Origin of the sequence: Bacillus pseudomycoides DSM 12442, from assembly GCF_000161455.1 — a bacterium.
Taxonomy (GTDB): Bacteria; Bacillota; Bacilli; order Bacillales; family Bacillaceae_G; genus Bacillus_A; species Bacillus_A pseudomycoides.
Genome location: NZ_CM000745.1, coordinates 4,311,651 through 4,332,719, shown reverse-complemented (window position 1 = coordinate 4,332,719; position 21,069 = coordinate 4,311,651). Strand labels below are relative to the sequence as shown.

Annotated in this window: 26 protein-coding genes and 1 riboswitch; of the genes, 3 read left to right on the top strand and 23 right to left on the bottom strand. The window is 37.7% G+C overall.

The annotated features are described in order from the left end of the window. Window positions 1-518: 518 nt before the first annotated feature. From sufB to BPMYX0001_RS22080, 11 genes are all read right to left on the bottom strand, one after another. Window positions 519-1,916, bottom strand: coding sequence for a Fe-S cluster assembly protein SufB (sufB, locus tag BPMYX0001_RS22130; RefSeq protein WP_003201740.1), 1,398 nt, complete (start codon window positions 1,914-1,916; stop codon window positions 519-521). Between the two features lie 48 nt (window positions 1,917-1,964). Then, a complete protein-coding gene (gene sufU / locus BPMYX0001_RS22125; protein WP_018782777.1) occupies window positions 1,965-2,396 on the bottom strand; it encodes a Fe-S cluster assembly sulfur transfer protein SufU in 432 nt (143 codons plus the stop codon). Further along, window positions 2,386-3,606 (bottom strand): cysteine desulfurase SufS, encoded by a 1,221-nt coding sequence (gene sufS / locus BPMYX0001_RS22120; RefSeq protein ID WP_006096509.1) that lies wholly within the window; start codon window positions 3,604-3,606, stop codon window positions 2,386-2,388. The genes sufU and sufS overlap by 11 nt, the downstream gene beginning before the upstream one ends. Beyond that, window positions 3,606-4,898 (bottom strand): Fe-S cluster assembly protein SufD, encoded by a 1,293-nt coding sequence (sufD, locus tag BPMYX0001_RS22115; RefSeq protein ID WP_003201733.1) that lies wholly within the window; start codon window positions 4,896-4,898, stop codon window positions 3,606-3,608. Before sufD ends, sufS begins: the two co-directional genes overlap by 1 nt. A gap of 15 nt (window positions 4,899-4,913) precedes the next feature. Then, window positions 4,914-5,699, bottom strand: coding sequence for a Fe-S cluster assembly ATPase SufC (gene sufC / locus BPMYX0001_RS22110; RefSeq protein WP_000929159.1), 786 nt, complete (start codon window positions 5,697-5,699; stop codon window positions 4,914-4,916). A gap of 235 nt (window positions 5,700-5,934) precedes the next feature. Further along, window positions 5,935-6,744: a methionine ABC transporter substrate-binding lipoprotein MetQ gene (metQ, locus tag BPMYX0001_RS22105; protein WP_018765000.1), complete on the bottom strand. Its 810-nt coding sequence runs from the start codon at window positions 6,742-6,744 to the stop codon at window positions 5,935-5,937. Between the two features lie 79 nt (window positions 6,745-6,823). After that, on the bottom strand, window positions 6,824-7,489 hold the full coding sequence (locus BPMYX0001_RS22100) for a methionine ABC transporter permease (RefSeq protein ID WP_018782775.1): 666 nt from the start codon (window positions 7,487-7,489) through the stop codon (window positions 6,824-6,826). Continuing rightward, window positions 7,482-8,507 (bottom strand): methionine ABC transporter ATP-binding protein, encoded by a 1,026-nt coding sequence (locus BPMYX0001_RS22095; protein WP_003201726.1) that lies wholly within the window; start codon window positions 8,505-8,507, stop codon window positions 7,482-7,484. Before BPMYX0001_RS22095 ends, BPMYX0001_RS22100 begins: the two co-directional genes overlap by 8 nt. 265 nt (window positions 8,508-8,772) lie before the next feature. Beyond that, window positions 8,773-8,882, bottom strand: a riboswitch (SAM riboswitch). Between the two features lie 125 nt (window positions 8,883-9,007). Then, the gene (locus tag BPMYX0001_RS22090; RefSeq protein ID WP_018782774.1) at window positions 9,008-9,352 is read right to left on the bottom strand and encodes a hypothetical protein; all 345 of its coding nucleotides are present in this window, start codon (window positions 9,350-9,352) and stop codon (window positions 9,008-9,010) included. A 152-nt stretch (window positions 9,353-9,504) separates the two neighbouring features. After that, complete coding sequence (locus BPMYX0001_RS22085; RefSeq protein WP_003201723.1) at window positions 9,505-9,813, bottom strand: thioredoxin family protein; 309 nt, start codon at window positions 9,811-9,813, stop codon at window positions 9,505-9,507. Window positions 9,814-9,816: 3 nt separating this feature from the next. Then, complete coding sequence (locus BPMYX0001_RS22080) at window positions 9,817-10,161, bottom strand: toprim domain-containing protein (protein WP_000263236.1); 345 nt, start codon at window positions 10,159-10,161, stop codon at window positions 9,817-9,819. A 207-nt stretch (window positions 10,162-10,368) separates the two neighbouring features. Between BPMYX0001_RS22080 and BPMYX0001_RS22075 the strand changes: the two genes are divergently transcribed. Continuing rightward, a complete protein-coding gene (locus BPMYX0001_RS22075; RefSeq protein ID WP_006096505.1) occupies window positions 10,369-10,569 on the top strand; it encodes a hypothetical protein in 201 nt (66 codons plus the stop codon). Window positions 10,570-10,610: 41 nt separating this feature from the next. Here the strand turns inward: BPMYX0001_RS22075 and gcvH are convergent, their stop codons facing one another. From gcvH to BPMYX0001_RS22060, 3 genes are all read right to left on the bottom strand, one after another. Continuing rightward, on the bottom strand, window positions 10,611-10,994 hold the full coding sequence (gene gcvH / locus BPMYX0001_RS22070) for a glycine cleavage system protein GcvH (protein ID WP_006096504.1): 384 nt from the start codon (window positions 10,992-10,994) through the stop codon (window positions 10,611-10,613). A gap of 41 nt (window positions 10,995-11,035) precedes the next feature. Beyond that, a complete protein-coding gene (locus BPMYX0001_RS22065) occupies window positions 11,036-11,401 on the bottom strand; it encodes an arsenate reductase family protein (RefSeq protein WP_003201715.1) in 366 nt (121 codons plus the stop codon). Window positions 11,402-11,680: 279 nt separating this feature from the next. Then, the gene (locus BPMYX0001_RS22060; protein WP_033799228.1) at window positions 11,681-12,214 is read right to left on the bottom strand and encodes a hypothetical protein; all 534 of its coding nucleotides are present in this window, start codon (window positions 12,212-12,214) and stop codon (window positions 11,681-11,683) included. A gap of 141 nt (window positions 12,215-12,355) precedes the next feature. Between BPMYX0001_RS22060 and BPMYX0001_RS22055 the strand changes: the two genes are divergently transcribed. After that, window positions 12,356-13,009: a phosphatase PAP2 family protein gene (locus BPMYX0001_RS22055; protein ID WP_006096503.1), complete on the top strand. Its 654-nt coding sequence runs from the start codon at window positions 12,356-12,358 to the stop codon at window positions 13,007-13,009. Between the two features lie 67 nt (window positions 13,010-13,076). Here BPMYX0001_RS22055 and BPMYX0001_RS22050 read toward each other — a convergent pair whose 3' ends face one another. From BPMYX0001_RS22050 to BPMYX0001_RS22020, 7 genes are all read right to left on the bottom strand, one after another. After that, complete coding sequence (locus BPMYX0001_RS22050) at window positions 13,077-14,090, bottom strand: PTS sugar transporter subunit IIC (RefSeq protein WP_018765007.1); 1,014 nt, start codon at window positions 14,088-14,090, stop codon at window positions 13,077-13,079. Between the two features lie 20 nt (window positions 14,091-14,110). Further along, window positions 14,111-15,061 (bottom strand): L-lactate dehydrogenase, encoded by a 951-nt coding sequence (locus BPMYX0001_RS22045; RefSeq protein ID WP_033799227.1) that lies wholly within the window; start codon window positions 15,059-15,061, stop codon window positions 14,111-14,113. A gap of 254 nt (window positions 15,062-15,315) precedes the next feature. After that, window positions 15,316-15,564, bottom strand: coding sequence for a spore coat protein (locus tag BPMYX0001_RS22040; protein ID WP_006096501.1), 249 nt, complete (start codon window positions 15,562-15,564; stop codon window positions 15,316-15,318). A 13-nt stretch (window positions 15,565-15,577) separates the two neighbouring features. Further along, window positions 15,578-15,763, bottom strand: a complete 186-nt coding sequence (locus tag BPMYX0001_RS22035) for a hypothetical protein (RefSeq protein ID WP_006096499.1) — start codon at window positions 15,761-15,763, stop codon at window positions 15,578-15,580. 191 nt (window positions 15,764-15,954) lie between these two features. Beyond that, the gene (locus BPMYX0001_RS22030; RefSeq protein ID WP_033799226.1) at window positions 15,955-16,671 is read right to left on the bottom strand and encodes an MBL fold metallo-hydrolase; all 717 of its coding nucleotides are present in this window, start codon (window positions 16,669-16,671) and stop codon (window positions 15,955-15,957) included. A 75-nt stretch (window positions 16,672-16,746) separates the two neighbouring features. After that, on the bottom strand, window positions 16,747-17,034 hold the full coding sequence (locus BPMYX0001_RS22025) for a DUF2178 domain-containing protein (protein WP_018782767.1): 288 nt from the start codon (window positions 17,032-17,034) through the stop codon (window positions 16,747-16,749). Continuing rightward, window positions 17,031-17,258 carry a helix-turn-helix transcriptional regulator gene (locus BPMYX0001_RS22020; protein WP_018782766.1) on the bottom strand — a complete coding sequence of 76 codons (228 nt, stop codon included), beginning with the start codon at window positions 17,256-17,258 and terminating at the stop codon, window positions 17,031-17,033. Before BPMYX0001_RS22020 ends, BPMYX0001_RS22025 begins: the two co-directional genes overlap by 4 nt. A 176-nt stretch (window positions 17,259-17,434) precedes the next feature. Between BPMYX0001_RS22020 and BPMYX0001_RS22015 the strand changes: the two genes are divergently transcribed. Continuing rightward, window positions 17,435-17,881 carry a hypothetical protein gene (locus tag BPMYX0001_RS22015; RefSeq protein WP_006096496.1) on the top strand — a complete coding sequence of 149 codons (447 nt, stop codon included), beginning with the start codon at window positions 17,435-17,437 and terminating at the stop codon, window positions 17,879-17,881. Between the two features lie 58 nt (window positions 17,882-17,939). On the opposite strand, the gene BPMYX0001_RS22010 is transcribed toward BPMYX0001_RS22015, so the two are convergent. Together BPMYX0001_RS22010 and BPMYX0001_RS22005 are read right to left on the bottom strand one after the other, a co-directional pair. Continuing rightward, window positions 17,940-19,724 carry an acyl-CoA dehydrogenase family protein gene (locus BPMYX0001_RS22010; protein WP_018765011.1) on the bottom strand — a complete coding sequence of 595 codons (1,785 nt, stop codon included), beginning with the start codon at window positions 19,722-19,724 and terminating at the stop codon, window positions 17,940-17,942. Window positions 19,725-19,873: 149 nt separating this feature from the next. Beyond that, entirely contained in the window at window positions 19,874-21,049 is a 1,176-nt protein-coding gene (locus tag BPMYX0001_RS22005) for an acetyl-CoA C-acetyltransferase (protein WP_003201686.1), read from the bottom strand. Between the last annotated feature and the right edge of the window lie 20 nt (window positions 21,050-21,069).

Below are 21,069 nucleotides of genomic sequence, written 5' to 3'. Positions count from 1 at the left end.
AATTACCTGTTTTTGTTTCCGCGAAGGAAATAGAAGAATAATTAATAGTGCATAAGCCAATTGATAAACATGCTAGTAATTTTATTCCTTTAATACTTTTTTTAATTTTCAAAAAACTCAACTCCTTTTTTAGAATAATTTTGTTGCATCAGCTAAATTACTTGTTTATGTTTCAGCGAAGGAAATAAACGAATAATTAATAGTACATAAACCAACTAATAAACACACTAGTAATTTTATTCCTTCAACATGGTTTAGAACTCTTAAAATACTCACCTCCTTTTTTAAAAAATTATATCATAAAATCTTAATTTTTGTATATTGATAAAATTTTTTCACTTACTCAAACTAGATAGTTTTTCAGCGGCTTTTCACATGTCCAACATCGTCGCAAGGTCTTTATATCGTGTCAAAACACCGTTATTTCAAAAATAACACCGATATATCGGGAGAAACGATTGATATATTTTCATCCAATTAAAAAAGCGCCCTGTAAACAGGGCGCTTCTACTTTTAAATTAACCGATACTACCTTCCATCTCAAACTTGATTAGACGGTTCATTTCAACTGCGTATTCCATTGGAAGTTCGCGAGTGAATGGCTCAATGAAGCCCATTACGATCATTTCTGTAGCTTCTTGCTCAGAGATACCGCGGCTCATTAGGTAGAATAATTGTTCTTCTGATACTTTTGACACTTTCGCTTCGTGCTCAAGTGAAACGTGATCGTTTTTGATCTCGTTGTAAGGAATTGTATCAGATGTTGATTGGTTATCCATGATTAACGTATCACATTCGATGTTAGAGCGAGAGTTTGTCGCTTTTGGTCCGAAGTGTACGATACCACGGTACGTTACTTTACCACCATGTTTCGCAATCGATTTAGAAACGATTGTTGAAGATGTGTTTGGTGCTAAGTGAATCATTTTCGCACCAGCATCTTGGTGTTGGCCTTTACCAGCAATCGCGATAGATAATGTTAAACCACGAGCGCCTTCGCCTTTTAAGATAACTGCTGGGTATTTCATCGTTAATTTAGATCCGATGTTACCATCAATCCATTCCATCGTTGCGTTTGCTTCACAAACAGCACGTTTTGTAACTAGGTTGTATACGTTGTTTGCCCAGTTTTGGATTGTAGTGTAACGGCAATATGCATCTTTCTTAATGATGATTTCTACTACCGCACTGTGCAGTGAATTTGTTGTGTAAACAGGAGCTGTACAACCTTCTACGTAGTGTACATGTGCGCCTTCATCTACAATAATAAGCGTACGCTCGAATTGTCCCATATTTTCAGAGTTAATACGGAAATACGCTTGAAGCGGTGTATCAACTTTGATACCTTTTGGAACGTAGATGAACGATCCACCAGACCAAACTGCAGAGTTTAATGCTGCGAATTTGTTGTCAGTTGGTGGGATTACTTTTCCGAAATGCTCACGGAAAATATCTTCGTTCTCTTTTAATGCGCTATCTGTATCTTTGAAGACGATTCCTAGAGCTTCTAGGTCCTCTTTCATGTTGTGGTATACAACTTCAGATTCGTACTGTGCAGATACACCAGCTAAATATTTTTGCTCAGCTTCTGGAATACCTAATTTATCAAATGTCGCTTTAATTTCATCAGGTACTTCATCCCAAGACTTCTCAGATTTCTCAGATGGTTTTACGTAGTACGTAATTTCATCGAAATCTAAGTCGTTTAAGTCGCCGCCCCATTGTGGCATTGGCATTTCGTAGAATTTATCCAGTGATTTTAAACGGAAGTCTAACATCCACTGTGGTTCTTCTTTCATACGTGAAATCTCTTCAACGATTTCTTTTGTTAAGCCGCGTCCTGCACGGAAAATCGAAACGTCTTTATCCTTGAAACCATATTTATAATCGCCGATATCTGGCAGTTTCTTCGCCATGTTGGTATGTCCCTCCTTAGATAACCTCGTGTTTAGGAACCTGTAACATTACTTATCTTCGTTTAAGCCTTTTTCTAACGCTTTCCAAGCTAATGTTGCACATTTAATACGTGCTGGAAACTTGCATACGCCTTGTAATGCTTCAATATCTCCTAAATCTACGCTGTCATCATACTCTTTTCCTAGCATCATATCAGAGAAAATTTTAGAAAGCTGAAGTGCTTCTTCAATTTTCTTTCCTTTTACTGCTTGCGTCATCATCGAAGCCGAAGACATAGAAATCGAACAACCTTCTCCTTCAAACTTCGCCTCTTTAACAATTCCCTCTTCTACTTTCATCGTAAGTTGAATACGATCGCCGCAAGTTGGATTGTTCAAATTAACTGTAACACTATCATCTAACACGCCATGGTTACGAGGATTTTTATAATGATCCATAATAACTTGACGATATAACGTATCTAAATTATTAAAAGACATTTGTGAAATACTCCTTTGTTTTCGTTAGCGCTTCAACAAATGTATCAATTTCTTCTTTTGTATTATATAAATAGAAGCTTGCACGTGCTGTAGAAGAAGCTTTTAGCCACTTCATAAGCGGTTGTGCACAGTGATGTCCTGCACGAACCGCAATGCCTTCTACATCTAATACTGTTGCTACATCATGCGGATGTACTTCATCAATATTAAATGTAACAAGACCAGCGCGATGCTTTGGTCCATAAATTGTAACGCCATCTACTTCTGATAGTCTTTCTAAAGCGTACTGCGCTAATTCATGTTCATGCTTTTCAATATTATCAAGACCGATTTCTTCTAGGAAATCAATTGCCGCTCCAAGTCCGATCGCATTACCGATAATCGGTGTACCTGCTTCAAACTTCCACGGAAGCTCTTTCCACGTAGAATCTTGTAAGTCTACGAAATCAATCATTTCGCCGCCAAATTCAATTGGCTCCATATTGTCTAGCAATTCTTTCTTACCATATAATACGCCGACACCTGTAGGCCCGCACATTTTATGAGCGGATAATGCGTAAAAATCACAGTTTAAATCTTGTACATCCACTTTCATATGAGGTGTACTTTGTGCACCGTCAACGACCATGATTGCACCATTTTGATGAGCGATTTCTGCAATTTCTTTTACAGGGTTAATCGTTCCAAGTACGTTAGACACATACATAATAGAAACGATTTTTGTATTCGGTGTAATTGTTTGACGTGCATCTTCTAATGAGATTGTTCCGTCTGGCTGAAGCGGAAGATATTTTAAAGTTGCGCCTGTTTTCTTCGCAACTTGTTGCCACGGAATAATATTACTATGATGCTCCATGTAAGAGATGACGATTTCATCGCCCTCTTTTACATTTTCACGGCCATAGCTTGCTGCTACTGTATTTAATGCAGTTGTTGTTCCGCGCGTGAAAATAACTTCTTCCATTGATTTCGCGTTAATAAACTTGCGAACCTTCTCACGTGCACCTTCATACGCATCGGTAGCTTTCGTACCGAGCGTATGAACACCGCGATGCACGTTAGAATTGTATTCTTTATAGTAACGTTCTAACGTTTCAATGACTTGAATTGGCTTTTGAGAAGTTGCTGCACTATCGAAATAAACAAGTTGTTTGCCGTTCACTTTTTGATCAAGAATTGGAAACTGTTTGCGTATTTCATGAATATCCATTAGCGAACTTTCCTTTCAATTACCTCAACAAGCTGTGCTTTTACTCCTTCAATTGGAAGCTCATTCACTACAGGTGCTAAGAATCCATGGATGACTAAACGTTCTGCTTCTTTCTTCGGAATACCACGACTCATTAAGTAGTATAGTTGTACTGGATCTACACGGCCTACAGAAGCTGCGTGACCTGCCATTACATCGTCTTCGTCAATTAGAAGAATTGGGTTTGCATCGCCGCGAGCTTTCTCATTTAACATAAGAACGCGAGAAGATTGTTGTGCATTTGATTTAGATGCACCGTGTTCAATTTTACCAATTCCGTTAAAGATAGATGTTGCGCTATCTGTTTGTACACCGTGTTTTAAAATGAATCCTTCAGAGTGTTTACCGAAGTGAACAACTTTAGTTGTAAAGTTTTGTGTTTGGTTACCACGGCCAATTGTTACTGTTTTTGTATCAGCAAATGATCCGTCGCCCATTAAGTTCGTTACATTCTCTGAAATTGTATTTCCGTCATTCATAAGACCTAATGCCCACTCAATACGGCCGTCACGTCCTACAACGCCGCGGCGGTTTACGTAAGTTGTTACATCTTTCGCTAATAGATCAACTGCACCAAATTTCACTTGTGCACCTTGTTCTACGATTACTTCTGCCACGATGTTTGCAATACCTGTAACAGTTTCATTTGCTACGTAGTTTTCTACATATGTTGCAGAACTGTTCGCGTCAGCTACAAATAATACATGGTTATATACATTTGCTTCTTCGCCGTCTACTAAGAATACAGCTTGAAGTGGTGTTTCAAGAACAACGTTTTTCGGAACATATACAAATGCACCGCCGTTGATTAATGCTGCATGAAGTGCTGTTAAACGATGCTCATCCACTTTCACGCCGTCTTTCATTAAGTACTTTTGTACTAATTCAGCATGCTCAGTTGCAGCTGTTACGATATCTGTGAAAATAACACCTTTTTCTTTTGCTTCATCAGCTAAAGAAACAAATGCAGTTGTACCTGTACGTTGTACTAGTACGCTGTTATTTTCATCAATTAAATTTTTCACTGCTTCTGGAAGTTCAGTTAAAGAACTTACAGGCTCTTGCTTAGCAGTGTGGCCTTTTCCGATAAAGTCCCATTTATCGATTTTTGTTTTATCAGGCGTTGGCATTGGAAGTTCAGTTGCTTGTGCAAGAGCTTGTAAGCGGAACTCAGTCAACCAAGCAGCTTCGTTTACTTCGCTTGCGCGCTGACGGATTGTTTCTTGATCGAAAGGTAATGTACCGATTGTCATATTTATGCTCCTCTCTTACGCTTCTTGCTCTGCTGTTTCGTCTTCAATACCTAATTCTTTTTTGATCCAGTCGTAACCTTCAGCTTCTAGACGTTGTGCAAGCTCAGGGCCACCAGATTTAACGATGCGACCGTTCATCATAACGTGAACGAAGTCTGGAGTAATGTAGTTTAATAAACGTTGGTAATGCGTAATCATTAGGCAGCCGAACTCTTCGCCGCGCATTTCGTTAATACCTTTAGATACAACTTTTAATGCATCGATGTCAAGACCAGAGTCGATTTCGTCTAAGATTGCGATTTTTGGCTCAATCATCATTAATTGAAGAATTTCGTTACGTTTTTTCTCACCGCCAGAGAAACCTTCGTTTAAGTAACGTTGTGCCATTTCTGGATCCATTTCTAGGAATTCCATGTTTTTATCTAATGTACGGATAAATTTCATAAGAGAAATTTCATCGCCTTCCTCGCGTCGTGCATTAATTGCAGAACGTAAGAAGTCAGCGTTTGTTACTCCGCTAATTTCACTTGGATATTGCATTGCTAGGAATAGACCCGCTTGTGCGCGCTCATCTACTTCCATTTCTAATACATCTTCACCGTCGATGATGATGCTTCCTTCTGTCACTTCATATTTTGGGTGACCCATAATTGCAGAAGATAAAGTTGATTTACCTGTTCCATTAGGTCCCATAATTGCGTGGATTTCTCCACCTTTTACTTCAAGGTTTACACCTTTTAAAATTTCTTTACCATCGATTGATACATGTAAGTCTTTAACCGTTAATGTAGAACCAGCCATCTCAATACCTCCATTAATCCTCTATATACATTTTAAAAATTCCTAAAACATTCACATTCTCATTTTATTCTCATTCTAATTTTATATCAAATAAAATGATATCGCAAACGCTGAGAAAATGTAACAATTTTTTCACAAATGTATATAATCATTTCCCTCACATCCTATTATGATACACTTTTCTTCTTATATATAAAGAAAAAAGGGCTAGAAATTTCCTAGCCCTTTCCTACGCCTATTCACTTACTGGAAGTACAGCGCCCTTATATTCTTTCTTAATAAAATCTTGAATTTCTTTTGAGTGTAGCACTTCTACAAGCTCTTTAATTTCTTTTCTATTTTCGTCACCTTTACGAACCGCAATAATATTTGCATAAGGAGACTCTGATCCTTCAAGAGCAATTGCATCTTTTGTTGGGTTTAATTTTGCATCAATTGCATAGTTTGAGTTAATGAATAATGCGTCACCTTCGTTGTTCTCATATAATTTTGGTGTAAGACCTGGCTCCACATCTGTTTTAAACTTCAAGTTTTTCGGATTTTCCACAATATCTTTTTCTGTCGCTTTGACGATATCTACGCCATCTTTCAGTTTAATAACGCCGCCTTTTTGCAGAAGTCCTAACATACGTCCACGCTCTGATACGTTATTACTCATAATCACTGTTCCGCCGTTTGGAAGATCTTTTAAGTTTTTATATTTCTTTGAGTAAATCCCCATCGGCTCTAAATGAATTTTCCCTGCGTTTACAAATTTGTATCCTTTTTCTTGAATCTCTTTATCTAAATACGGAATATGTTGGAAATAGTTTGCATCAAGATCTTTATCAGCTAGTGCTTTATTTGGCAATACGTAATCTTGGAATGGCTTAATATCTAATTTAATCCCTTTTTTCTCTAAGATTGGTTTCGCTTTTTCTAGAATAACTGCATGCGGTACGTTAGAGGCACCAACTACAAGTTTCTTTTCGTCTTTTCCGCCGCTACAAGCAGCTAATGCAAACACAAATACAGCAAGAAGTGCTGAAAGTAATACCTTTTTCATGTTATGACACCCTTTCTTTTTTTCAATATTCAAAATTAAAAATCTATAGGAAGTCTTCGTCTTACACGAAGACTTCTCTTTATCTTTTATCAAGACGCTTCGTGAGCAAGTCACCAAGCATTTGAATGATAAATACAATCACAAGTACAAGAATTGTTGCCATAAGCGTTACATCACTATTATTGCGCTGAAACCCTTCTAAATAAGCAAGTGTACCAAGTCCACCTGCTCCGACCACTCCAGCCATTGCTGTGTAACCGACAAGCGCAATAGCTGTTACCGTAATCCCGGAAACAAGCGCTGGCAAAGATTCTGGTATAAGTACTTTTAAAATAATTGTACTTGTCTTTGCTCCCATCGCCTTTGATGCTTCAATGACACCTTTATCAATTTCACGAAGTGCGATTTCGACCATTCTCGCATAGAACGGTGCTGCCCCAACAATTAATGCTGGTAATGCGGCACTTGCACCGAGAATCGTGTTTAGAAGAAGCTTCGTAAATGGAATAAGTAAAATGATTAAAATAATAAACGGGATCGAACGAAAAATATTTACAAACGCACCAATTACAATATTAACTGGCTTGTTTTCCCAGAGATTATCTTTTCCTGTCAGAAACAGTAGCAATCCCAAAATAAGACCTAAGACAAACGTTGCAAACGCGGCAACTGCCGTCATGTATAACGTTTCTCCCGTAGCCTCTAGCATTTTGTCCCAATCGACATTTTGAAACAAATTATCCATGTGCAATCACCTCCAGCTCGACTTGCTCTTGTTGAATCGTCGCAATTGCTTTTGCAACCACATCTTCAGCACCATTTAAGTGGACAATTAAACTTCCATACGCCCCGTTTGCCGTTTGTGCAATGTTCCCTTGCAGAATGCTTACTTCCACGCCATCTTGCTTCATAAGTTCCTGCAAGACAGGTCTTTCTACTACTTCACCAATAAATTGCAACTTTACAACCTTGCCTTCCGGATACTTCTCTGCTAAATGTTCAATTGCTTCATCCGCATCTTCAGAATCTGTTATTTGCTTAACAAAACGCTTTGTAATCTCCTGCTGTGGATTACGGAATACATCTAGTACAGGACCAGTCTCCACAATTTTTCCTTTTTCCATTACCGCAACACGATTACAAATTTTTTGAATCACATGCATTTCATGTGTAATCAGTACAATTGTTAATCCAAGACGTTTATTAATATCTAATAGTAAATCTAAAATTTGATCTGTGGTTTCTGGATCAAGTGCTGATGTCGCTTCATCACACAAGAGCACCTTTGGATTATTCGCTAATGCTCTTGCAATCCCAACGCGTTGCTTTTGCCCGCCGCTCAATTGAGATGGATACGCATCACCTCTACCTTCTAATCCAACAAGATGAATCAACTCATCCACACGCTTTCTTCGCTGCACTTTATCTACACCTGCAATTTCAAGTGGAAAAGCGATATTTTCACGTACAGTTCGTGACCACAGTAAGTTAAAATGCTGAAAAATCATTCCAATTTCTTGTCTTGCCTTTCGAAGTTCACTCCCTGTAATTGTGGAAATAACTCGATTAGCTATCGTAATCTGTCCGGAAGTTGGCTTCTCTAATTGATTAAACAATCGAATTAAAGAACTTTTCCCAGCACCACTATATCCGATAACACCAAATATCTCACCTTTCTCTATTTTTAAATTGGCGTTATCCACAGCAGTGACATCACCGCTTTTTGACTTATATATCTTCTTTACATTCTCTAATAGAATCATGGTGTATCACCCCTTTTTGATTTAAAAAGCGCAAGCGGCTTGCTCAGAACAAGAGGGCGTTGGAACCCCTGACATAGAGGCGCTTTTCACCTCGCAGGAAGGGGTGAAACGACCGAATGTTCTAGCCGCTGGAGCTAGATTTCTTAAAACGCATAAGCGGCTCTTTTTATTATTCGAACATCCTCCTCATTCAAACAACAAAAAAACCTTTCTGCCTCTAGAATGAGCAGAAAGGTTTATATGCGTATATCAACATTATCCCTTTCTCTCATCTCTCAAAGCATTTGCTTTGCAGGAATTGGCACCATTTCAACATAAAAGTTGACGGTTGCCGGGTTTCATAGGGCTCAGTCCCTCCACCTCTCTTGATAAGAGAAATCAGATTCAATTTTCGTCTGATTTGAAATTTATGAAATTGTCTATATTTTATGAATTGAATTGTATCAATATACACCCACTATGTCAACAGGAATTTTCACAAAAAACGAAACTTCGGAATATTAAGCACCTACCGGCATTGGTTTACATATATGAAACACTGATTCAAATAATAGCATCGTGCGATACGTTCCAGAATAGTGTACACGCCCATTATTAATTAAAGTTTGTAACCGAATATTCCCAGTAACTAATCGCTGTAGGTCTTCCTCCCCAAAACAAACAATTTGTTCTGTTCCCTCGGTTCCTTTCAAAATTTGTATATACTCTCTTGAGATTTGAAGTGAATAACACTCAGCTCCCAAACGGATATTAATTATTTTTTCTCCTTGCCGTAGAAGTGGCTCTAAATGATATTGGCTATTGGCATACGTTACAAATGATTGAAGCAACGAATATAATCCCATTCTAATCACATCCTTCATATCACTTTCTACTAAATACCATTCCATCTTCTTAAAGGGCAATCCTGTTACTTTCTCTCGACAAATAACGTATCACTTCTATCTTTCAGGCGTATTTCCCAAGAAATATGTCGAGGCGGCAAAAACATTGCCGCCTACTGTAATTCCGTATATAAATATTCAACTGAATGAAATGCATATATTTTCTTCATAAGTGTTCCCCGCTCAAATACGAGTAAACAAGGTACACTTTCTACCTCATATTCTCGCGCTAAGTGCGGAGCGTAATTTAAATCTAGCATTCCTATTTCCAAATTAGATATAGTAGCTTCTACAACTGTTAACATCTTCTTTGCTAATTGGCATGTTCCACACATCGGTGTATATACATATAACACTGTTTTTTCTTGGTCTGCTATTAAAGCTGTAGCTTCAGCACCTGTCCAGTCAATCACTTCTATCATTCCTTACCGTAAATATTCTGTATAAACGTCAATGTCAGCTCCCCATAATACGTTCGCTAAATGATTAGAAGGAGCAGTTGCCACTTCACGATACGAACGATCAATGTAAATATGCTCAGCTTGCGGAAATTCTTTACGAAATTGTTTTCTGAGCTTTTCACCTGCAGCATCAGCATCCACTAGCACATATACTTCTTTATCAAAAAACTGATCAATGAGTTCATCCATTTTCGACAAACCAATTGTACCATTTGTACAAACAATTTCCACTGGTTCGCGAATAATAGATTCAATCTTTCTTCTATCTGATTTTCCTTCGACAATAATGACTTTCTCTACATAGACCATATGTCATCACCCGATCACCATATACTATAAAACAACCTTACTTTAGTATATAGTATATTCGTTCTTTTCATGTTGTTTCCTGTTTATTTTTGTGAAACTGTTTAGCCCTGTTGGCTAAGGCTCTTTCGCACAGAAGGCGTTTTTTGTCTTCTTGTGCGGAAGGTTCTTAGACATGAAGGACTATGAGGCGGAGCTGGATAAAGAAAAGTGGAAGCGGCTCGCTCAGAACAGAAGGACGTTGGAATTCCTGACGTAAAGGCGCTTTTTTGCCTCGTAGGAAGAAGGGAAGCCACCGAGCATCCTTGCCGCTGGAGCTGGATTAAAAGAAAAGCGCAGGCGGCTCGCTCAGAATGTGGGGGGGATGAAGCTTCTAGCACAGAAGGTGTCCTTTTACGCAATGAAAAATAAAAAGGACAGCACATAGGCTGTCCTTTTTATCTCGACTAAAATTAGTCTTGGTTTGTCATTTCTGCGTATTGTTCTGCAGATAATAACTTCTCTACTTCACTTGCATCAGAAAGTTCAATCTTAACCATCCATGCACCTTCGTACGGAGATTCGTTAACAAGTTCTGGTTGGTCGCTTAATTCTTCGTTTACTGCCACAACTTTACCACTTACAGGTGCGTATAATTCAGAAACTGTTTTAACAGATTCTACGCTTCCGAATGGCTCGTCAGCTTCAATTGTTGCACCTACTTCAGGAAGTTCAACGAATACGATATCGCCTAACTCACTTTGTGCAAAATGAGTAATACCGATAACAACTTCGTTGCCTTCAGTTTTTACCCATTCGTGTTCTTCAGAGTAACGTAAATGATTTGGAATGCTCATGACTGTACCTCCAGTGAATGTATTAATTATGTAAAAATACCTTATTGGTACTTTTTCCACACACTTTCAAACTGCTCTTCGTTAAAACCAAGTGTTACATTCGTGCCATCTGTTACGATTGGACGTTTAATCAACATGCCATCAGATGCTAATAGCTCAAACATTTCGTCCTCACTTGCATCTTTTAACTTATCTTTTAAGCCAAGTTCACGGTAACGCATTCCACTTGTATTAAAGAATTTTTTTAATGGCAATTCACTTTTCGCATGTAAATTACGCAAATCTTCTTTTGATGGTGGATTTTCAACAATATGAATCATTTCATATGCTACATCGTTTGCCTCAAACCATTTTTTTGCTTTTTGACATGTTCCACACTTTGGATATGAATAAAATGTTACTGCCATAAATTCACCTACTTTTTACTAACCTTTACCTTTATCATATAGAAAACGTTTTATTATTTCAAACGATTCTTCTCCAAACTTTAACTTATTTCGCGACAATTTTCTTTTATCCTGCAAATTTTCCTTATTTTCCGCCATTTAAAGAAAAATAATATATAAAAAAATAAATATAAAAATTTCCCCTCTTCATTCATTATGTATCATTTAGACCGAACATACATCTTAAACAAACGTTTATTTAAATAACTAAAAAATAAAAAGCCCCTAGTCCGGAGCTTCTCAATGCCTGCTCAAATAATCTGCAATCGTTTGAAATACGTATATATACATATTATGAATACTTTGCTCCGAAATCGTATCATTGTATAAACCAGTGCCCCAATACTGCCCTTCACTACTTCCTAGATTTACAAATCCTTGTGTATACATCATTGCTTTATCTGTTGGTGCATTGTTATAATCCAAATCTTTTTCTATAAAAATCAAATATGGCTTATCCTTTAAACCGATAAAAAACACTGGCTTTTTTAATCCTAAAAATAGCTCTGTATATTTTTCTTCTGATGCTTCTTGAAAATATTCTTTCATAACGAGAAATCCGTCGACTTTCTCTGATTTCTCTTTTATCTGATCTAAATTCACCTTCACAAACTTTATGTTTCTAAATGTATCCTTTGGCGCCTCACCGATAACTCCAATTACAAGCGCTCTCCCGCTATACTCTAAAGCAGATGGCACATCCTTATTCTTTGCACATCCAGCTCCCACGAGACATAACAATATAAGAACCAACAAAACAAGCAAACGTTTCATATCTCATCCTCCCATTAAAAGTCAAGTGACAAAAATGTAAGGTTAATACAAAAAAATGTAAGTGAAATCGATAGCCCATTTTGATTTTCTATATTATAATCAACTGGATTTACTTACATTACTAAACACTAGGAGATAGTCATGAAAAAATATAAACTTTCATCTTTTCTTCCATTAAGTTATATACTTCTACTCGTACTCGTAAGTCCCCTTTACGATGTACTGAATAAATCTGGTGTTCATGCTGTTGATGTTACAACAGTAGTTGATGATTGGATTCCATTTGTGAAGGCATTTATTATTCCGTATTTAATTTGGTTCCCATACTTATACGGCGCACTCATTTATTATTGCTTTAAAGATCGAAAACAATATTATGTAACATTAAGCAGCGTTATCCTAGGAAAGCTTACGTGCTTTTCGATTTACTACTTTTGGCAAACAACCGTACCACGTCCAACAGTAGTAGGGACAGATGTATTTTCTGACTTAGTTCGCTATATATATAGTATTGATCAACCTGTAAACTGTTTTCCTAGCATCCACGTTCTCACAACATTTGTGATTATGTTAGCGGCTTATAAGCGAAGAGAACAGCACAGATGGGAATATTACATTCTTACTTTCTTTGGCTCACTTATTATTTTATCGACGTTATTTACAAAGCAACATGCCTTCTTAGATGCCGTTTCCGGTATGGCAGTTGCAAGCACGCTATACTTCGGTGTGCAGCTTTTACTAGTAAACCGAAAAGACACAATTACAATTCCTGCGAGACAAACCTATAAAATGTAAACAAAAAAGCAGACTATGGCTTCTTCAGTCTGCTTTTATCTATATAAAGGAGATTTTCAATTGTAACTTAAGATTGCGGCACAGTCATATCGCCAGAATGAATACGGCCGGCTTTTTTTAACGCGCTGTAAAGTATATAAGAAACAGCTACTGGGATTACGATATAAGTGATGACCATTGCTGGTACAACACCGAATCCTTGGCTGGAAATTAAGTTAATTGGTGCAATAAGAGAGCTTAATCCAAGACCTGCAATTTCTTTACCTGCTTCCAGGTGGAAAATCAGTGCAGAAACAGGACCCACAATGGCGCTAGCAACGACAGTTGGGACGAGAATCATTGGATTTTTAGTAATGTTTGGCAACTGTACTTTCGGAGTACAAAGTGCTTGTGCTAAAATACCACCTAAATTGTTTTCTTTTGCGGAGATAACAGCGAATCCGATAAATTGAGCGACACATCCTGCAAGTGCTGCGCCGCCTGCAACACCGTCTAGGCTAAGTGCAATTGCTAGAGCTGCTGATGAAGCTGGAGAGATAAGTAATAGCCCCCAAACAACCGCAAGCACGATCGAAGCAATAAATGGACTACCAGCTGAGCTGTCTTTAATAAATGCGCCAACTGTATTTAATACAGGACTAATATTTTGAGATAACCAAATACCAACTATACCAGACCCTAATATTGCTGCAAATGGAACGAGCATCATATCTAAAGCAGTTTTTCCGCTTAATCTTTTACCGATATAAACCGCTAGAGTTGCTGTTAATAACGCACCAATTGGTTCACCAGTTTTAATAATTAAGCCGGCTTCAGTCATCGAAATCGACCCTGCTCCAATCGCTCCGGCAACCATCGCTGAGAAAATGACAAGTCCGTTTGCCCCAAGCATGAAAGCAATCCCTGCTCCAATTGCTGGTGCCATCAGTGATTTCGCAACAACTCCAATTGTAATTAACATCGGAATATCAACAATTCTTCCTATATTTTCGATAAGTAAACCAATTCCAAGGGATACGAAAATACCTTGTGCAATTCCGGCAGAACCTTTAAATACACGAGACATTATATATTCCTTCATCTATTTCACCTTCTCCTAGTTTAGTAACCAGTTGTTTTCATATAGTCACGTAAAACATCATTTGATTGTGCAAATCGGTCTTCTTCAGCTTCTGTTAAGTTTAGTTCTACAACTTCTTTTACACCATCTCTTGTAATAATTGCTGGTACACCTGTACAAATATTATATTCGCCATATTCACCATCTAAAATTGCTGAAACAGCAATCACGCGGTGATCATCATTAAAGATAGAACTTGCAATATAAGCGAGTGAGTTACCAATTCCATAATAAGTAGTACCCTTACGTTTATAAATTTCCCAACCAGCTTTAGCAGTTTTCTCAACAATTTCATCTAAATCGATTTCACCGAAACGTTCTTTTTGCTCTTCTAAAATTTGCAAAATTGGTTTTCCACCAACTGTTACGTGAGACCAAGCAACCATTTGTGAATCACCATGCTCACCTAATGAGTAACCATGAATGCTACGAGGGTCTACTTCAAGCATTTCAGATAAAATTGTTCTTAAGCGTGAAGAGTCTAATGATGTACCTGTACCAAGCACACGATTTCTTGGTAAACCAGATAATTTCCAAACTTGATAAGTAATAATATCAACTGGATTCGATGCAATTAAGAAGATACCGTCAAATCCGCTTTCCATTACACCTGCTACAACACTTTCCATAACTTTCGCGCTTGCTCCTAAAGTATCCAAACGACTTTGTCCTGGTTTTGGAGCTGGACCCGCTGTAATAATAACAATGTCCATATCTTTGCAGTCCTCATAATCGCCTGCATACACTTTTGTTCTTGTATTTGTAAAGTTAATGCAGTGTGATAAATCCATCGCTTCTCCAACTGCACGTTCATGATTTATATCAATTAATACCAACTCTTCACAGATACCTTGATTCACAATTGAATACGCACAGCTTGATCCAACTAATCCAGTACCAATAATTGCGATTTTTCTTGTGTTTCTATTCATAAGAACCTCTCCTATGTAATTATGTAATGTTTTTGTTTGTTCTTTACACTTTTTATTATAGTGATTCTCACTGTAATAACCATGGATACTTTGTGAAACATTGAGCAATCTTTTGTACTTTTTGTGACATACCTTACAAACTTTTCGTCATATTTGTTACAACTAAAAAAATATTTTATACTTGTTTATTGATATATATATAAATAAAAAAGCGAGTGAATTATCATCTGATATTCACTCGCTTTTTTTATTCATTACTGTGCGCTTAATTGACTTTTCAGCTGCTGAACAACCGTTGGATTTGCAGGAGCAGCTGGCTTATAATGTCCTTTTTGTAATGCATATTTATATACACTACGTTGTCTCATTTCATCCTGATTTCGAATGTGAATCAGCGTTTGATGTAACTGTTCGTTATTTGACTCTGCTATGTAATTCGCATAACTAGTCAAACTAGCATTTAATTCCGATAAATAATCGTTAACCATATCTTTTTCATTCATAATCGATACCCTCCTAGCCTAAAAAGGACATTAATTGTTGTTTTGTATTTCTTGCAGCTTGTGCATCTTGTTGTAGCATTTGTTTCAATTGAGGATCTGTACACTGCTGCGCATACTGATCTAGTTTATTTGCAACTGTCGCATGTCCTCCAATAAGATGACGTAAATTTTCAAGCTCAAGCTCTGTTAAGTTTGGCATAATAAAAACCTTCCTTTCTTTAGTCATTCAACATTTAGTATTTATTCCTTTTCGGATTGTATGCATGTAAAGTGAGGGTATAAGATGATGATTCACTAAAAAATAAAAGGTTCATTCTTAGTAAAGAATCCTCTAAATTATTGAGGGACCTTTTCAATTCCCCCCCCACATCACTTCATCTCCCCATTTCTTTACACCTTTCTCGCTAAATTTCGCTCAGCTTCTTCAATCGCTCGTTGCATACGTAACATCGGATCCTCAATCATCTTTCCGTGCCCTGTCGCCAATACAGACGGTTTATATCGTAGCAGTTTCTGAGCGCTCTTTAATGCTGTTTTTGCATGCCACGTTCCAAACACAGGAAACGGAAAGAGCCACTTAATCTGGCCAGCCACCGCAATCCCTCCCCTTGTTTGAAATGCGTCTCCAGCAATCAATGCATCATTTCTTGTATCCAAAAAGGCCATCGAACCCGGTGTATGTCCTGGTGCCATAATTGCTAAAAGAGAACCAACTTGATTTCCCTCCTGCAGAAGCACATCTGGGATCGTCTGTATTTTTTTAGATACTCCAACTTTTATTGGAACGTTCGCTTCCCCTTGCTGCAATGACATGTCTCCTTCAAGCAAGCGGGAATCTCTTTTTGAAATATGAACAGGAACATCAGGAAGTACCTGCTTCAGCGCATCAATTGCACCTACATGATCATCATGTACATGTGTTATAACAATGTTCGTAATTGGTTTTCCGATTGTTCGAGCTGATTCTAAAATCTTCTTTGCACTAAACGACAATGCTGCATCAATTAAAGTTAATCCTTTTTCTTCTTCAACGAAATAGCAATTGATTGGAAATAGATTTGGAAAAAATGCTAATTGATAAATTGTACTTTTATGTATCATTCGCATCTCATTCATCCTTTCTAATCAAACATAACAAAAAGAGCTGTTTACAAATTAATATGTAAAACAGCTCTTTCTCATCTAATATCTTTTTCTCAAAACTAAAATAGATAATGAATAGGAGCATAATACTCCTGCCAATAAACATGCATTCGCTAATTTATACTGTTCACTCGTTAATGAATATAGGTTACCGATTAGAAAAATAATTAAATACGAAAGTAAGAATACAAATAACGAGATTTTTGCAGCATTTCCTGTAATTTGATCCCCTCTCTCATCATTTCCCTCTTTCTTTTCAAAACGTGTTGAATATAACACCCCAATTAACCCTGCGATTGATGCGACCATTCCTATTGCTATTATCATTCCATTTCCCCCTCTATCGTATATTGAAAGACTTCATGAAACTCCTTACCAAGAACATGAGCAATTTCAAAAGCTAAAATAAGAGATGGATTGTATCGATTTGCTTCAATAGAAGCTATTGTTTGCCTACTAACGCCCACGCGATTTGCTAATTCCGTTTGTGACCATCGCTTCTCTGCTCGAAGTACAATCAGGTTATTTACTAAACTTCCTCTTTGATTCATAGCCACCTCCACTTTTTACATTATTTTCTATATTTTTATTGTAATTTATTTTTAACATGTTGTGAATTATTTTTAACATTTTTATAATACAAAAATTCGTCAGTTAAAGTAATAGCAACTTAGTACAATAGAAATAAAGTAAAACCAAACTAAAATATCTGTAAAGTAGGTGCTATATGAGTTGGAATACAATCAAAACAAAAGAAAATATTGAAAACCTCCTTCATTTATTTGGAGGCTTTCACGATAGTTGTTTGAAAGAATTATATTTGTGGACAGATAGCTGTGTAGATGAGAATTTATCTATGAGGGTATTATCTGGTACAAACGTAAGAATACTTTTTCAAAGACAGTATGAGAACCCCTCCGCAATAGAGTTACTCGTTGAAGGTGTTACACAATTTCATTTAACTCCGCCTCCTGAAAATCATGATTCAACCATTTTCGGTGCATCTCTTCTATTACAAAACAATTTATTTTATTGGGCAGATGATATTGGCTGGAAGCCTAACGAGGTTACACAATATGAAGTAAGTTGGATTGCTGCGAAAAGTGTAAAGTGGAGAGATGCTAGTTCGTGGATGGGAGATAAAATGCGATACGGAGTAATTAGTGAAGATTAGTTTAACAAAACTAAAAAAAACAGTAGCCACAAACGTGACTACTGTTTTTAATTACTCATTAAACTGTATAACGCTCATCCTCTAACACTTTCGCAGCAATTTCACGTTTCTTCGGAATTACGTTAAGCGGTGTGTGACGTGTGAATTTGCGAAGCGCTGATAACATCATGCGCAGCATATCACCATTTTCAACTGCAATAATTGTTTCTTTCGCATCTGCTTCGATTTGGTTGAACGCTTCTTGGCAGAATACTTCAGTGTACAATACTTTTTGTTTATTCTTTTCAAGACCAGTTGCTTTGATTGCTTTTTCTGTACGAAGAACAGCTGATTCCATTGCGTATAAGTTGCTTACGATATCTGCAATGTTAACAAGAACTTCTTGCTCTTTATCTAATGCTTTACCGTATTTTTGAACAGCTAATCCAGCTACCATTAAGCCGATTTTCTTCGCGTTATTTACTAAATATTTTTGAAGTGCTAATGGCTCATCGCCTACTTCTTCAGGCATCATCATCATTAACTCTTCTTGTAATTTTTGCGCTTTTTGAAGAAGTGGTAATTCACCTTTCATCGCTTTACGTAAGAACGTACCTGGTACGATTAAGCGGTTGATTTCGTTCGTGCCTTCGAAAATACGGTTAATACGAGAATCGCGGTACATTCTTTCAATCTCATACTCTGCCATAAATCCGTAACCACCATGAATTTGCACGCCTTCATCTACTACATAGTCTAATACTTCAGAACCGAATACTTTATTCAACGAGCACTCAATTGCATATTCAGCAATAGAAGCTGCTACAGCCTTACCATCTTTTACTTGCTCTTCTGTTAATGTGCTCATATGGCTTTCAAATAAACCAACTGTACGATATACAGAGCTTTCTGCTGCATAAATTTTCGCTGCCATATTTGCAAGTTTTTCTTGAATTAATGGGAAGCGAGCGATTGGTTGTTTGAACTGTTGACGCTGATTTGCATATTGTGCTGAAATTTCTAACGCACGTTTTGAAGAACCAACTGTACCAACACCTAATTTGTAGCGGCCAATATTTAAAATGTTGAAAGCGATAATATGACCTTTACCAATTTCACCAAGTACATTTTCTTTTGGTACTAATGCATCTTCTAAAATTAATGTACGAGTAGAAGAACATTTGATACCCATTTTCTTTTCTTCAGGGCTTGTAGATACGCCTGGATATTCTTTCTCTACGATAAACGCTGTGAAGTGCTCACCATCAACTTTTGCGTATACAACGAATACATCAGCGAAAGCAGAGTTTGTAATCCATTGTTTTTCACCATTTAACACGTAATGCGTTCCTTCTGCATTTAAGCGTGCTGTTGTTTTCGCACCTAATGCATCAGATCCGGATCCTGGCTCAGTTAATGCGTATGCAGCTAATTTTTCACCTGTTGCAAGTGGCGGTAAATATTGTTTCTTTTGCTCTTCATTACCGAATAAAACGATTGGTAAAGATCCGATACCAACGTGGGCACCGTGTGTAATTGCAAAGCCGCCAGCGCGAGAAAATTTTTCTGCAATTAATGCTGAGCTGATTTTATCAAGACCGATTCCGCCATATTCTTCTGGTACGTCAGCGCCTAATAATCCAAGCTCGCCAGCCTCTTTTAATAAACGAACAGAGCGATCAAACTCATGTTGCTCTAAATATTCAAGCTCTGGTAGAACTTCATTTACGATAAAGTCCTCTGTCGTTTTCGCTATCATTTTATGCTCATCGCTATAATCTTCCGGTGTAAATACTTGATCAATCGTAATCTCATCAACTAAAAAGCTACCGCCTTTAACTGCATTTCCCACTGTTTTTTCCATGAAAATTTCCTCCTTCATATTTTCATAAGCCACTTCTCTCACTTTGAGAGAAGCTGGCTCTTCCTTTATTTTTTATACCCTTTAGTCGTTTCCACTCTTCGTCAGGGCCTCCAACGTCCTCTTGTTCTGAGCAAGCCGCCTGCACTTTTTTATAGTAGTTCAAACACCCCAGCAGCTCCCATACCGCCACCAATACACATTGTTACAATACCGAATTGCTCATTGCGGCGTTTCATTTCATGAATAAGAGATAATGTTAATTTTGCTCCTGTACAGCCAAGCGGATGACCAAGTGCGATTGCACCGCCGTTGACATTGACTTTTTCTTCATCTAGACCAAGCTCACGAATAACTTGGATCGATTGAGAAGCAAATGCTTCATTTAGTTCAAATAAGCCGATATCAGATAGCTCTAATCCTGCTAATTTTAACGCTTTCGGAATCGCTGCGATTGGTCCAATTCCCATTACTTCTGGTGGTACACCAGCTACTGCAAAGGAACGGAATTTCGCAAGTGGCTTCATGCCATCGCTCACTGCTTTTTCACGATCCATAAGAAGTACTGACGCTGCTCCATCACTCATTTGTGAAGAATTACCAGCAGTGACAGAACCGCGAACGTTAAATGCTGGACGCAATTTTCCTAAGATATCTAATGTTGTGTCCGCTCTTACGCCTTCATCTTGTGAGAAGATAATTTTTTCTTCTTGAATTTTGTTATTCGCTGCAATAGTGCGTAGCATTACATCCACAGCTACTGTTTCGTCAGCAAACTTCCCATCAGCTAACGCTTTCGCTGCACGCTGATGACTTCTTACTGCGAATGCATCTTGCTCTTCACGGGAAATTCCATATTTTACAGCAACTTGCTCCGCTGTGTGTCCCATGCCCATATAATATTCTGGAGCCGCTTCTACAAGTCGGCTATTTGGGCGAACAACATGCCCCATCATTGGAACTAAGCTCATAGACTCTGCTCCGCCAGATAATACTGCTTCTGAATGTCCTAACATAATGCGCTCTGCACCGTAAGCAATACTTTGCAGTCCTGAAGAACAGTAACGGTTAATTGTAATAGCTGGAACATCATAAGAAAGCCCTGCTAATCCGCCGATATTACGAGCCATATTTAAGCCTTGCTCTGCTTCTGGCATCGCACAACCGAAAATTAAATCATCAATTGGCCCTTCATAATTATTCGCACGTTTTAACGTTTCTTTTACTACTAATGCCCCTAAATCATCAGGTCGAACTGTTTTTAATGAACCTCTCTTTGCCTTACCAATTGGTGTTCTTGCTCCCGCAACAATGACAGCTTCTCTCATGAACGATATCTCCCCTCGTT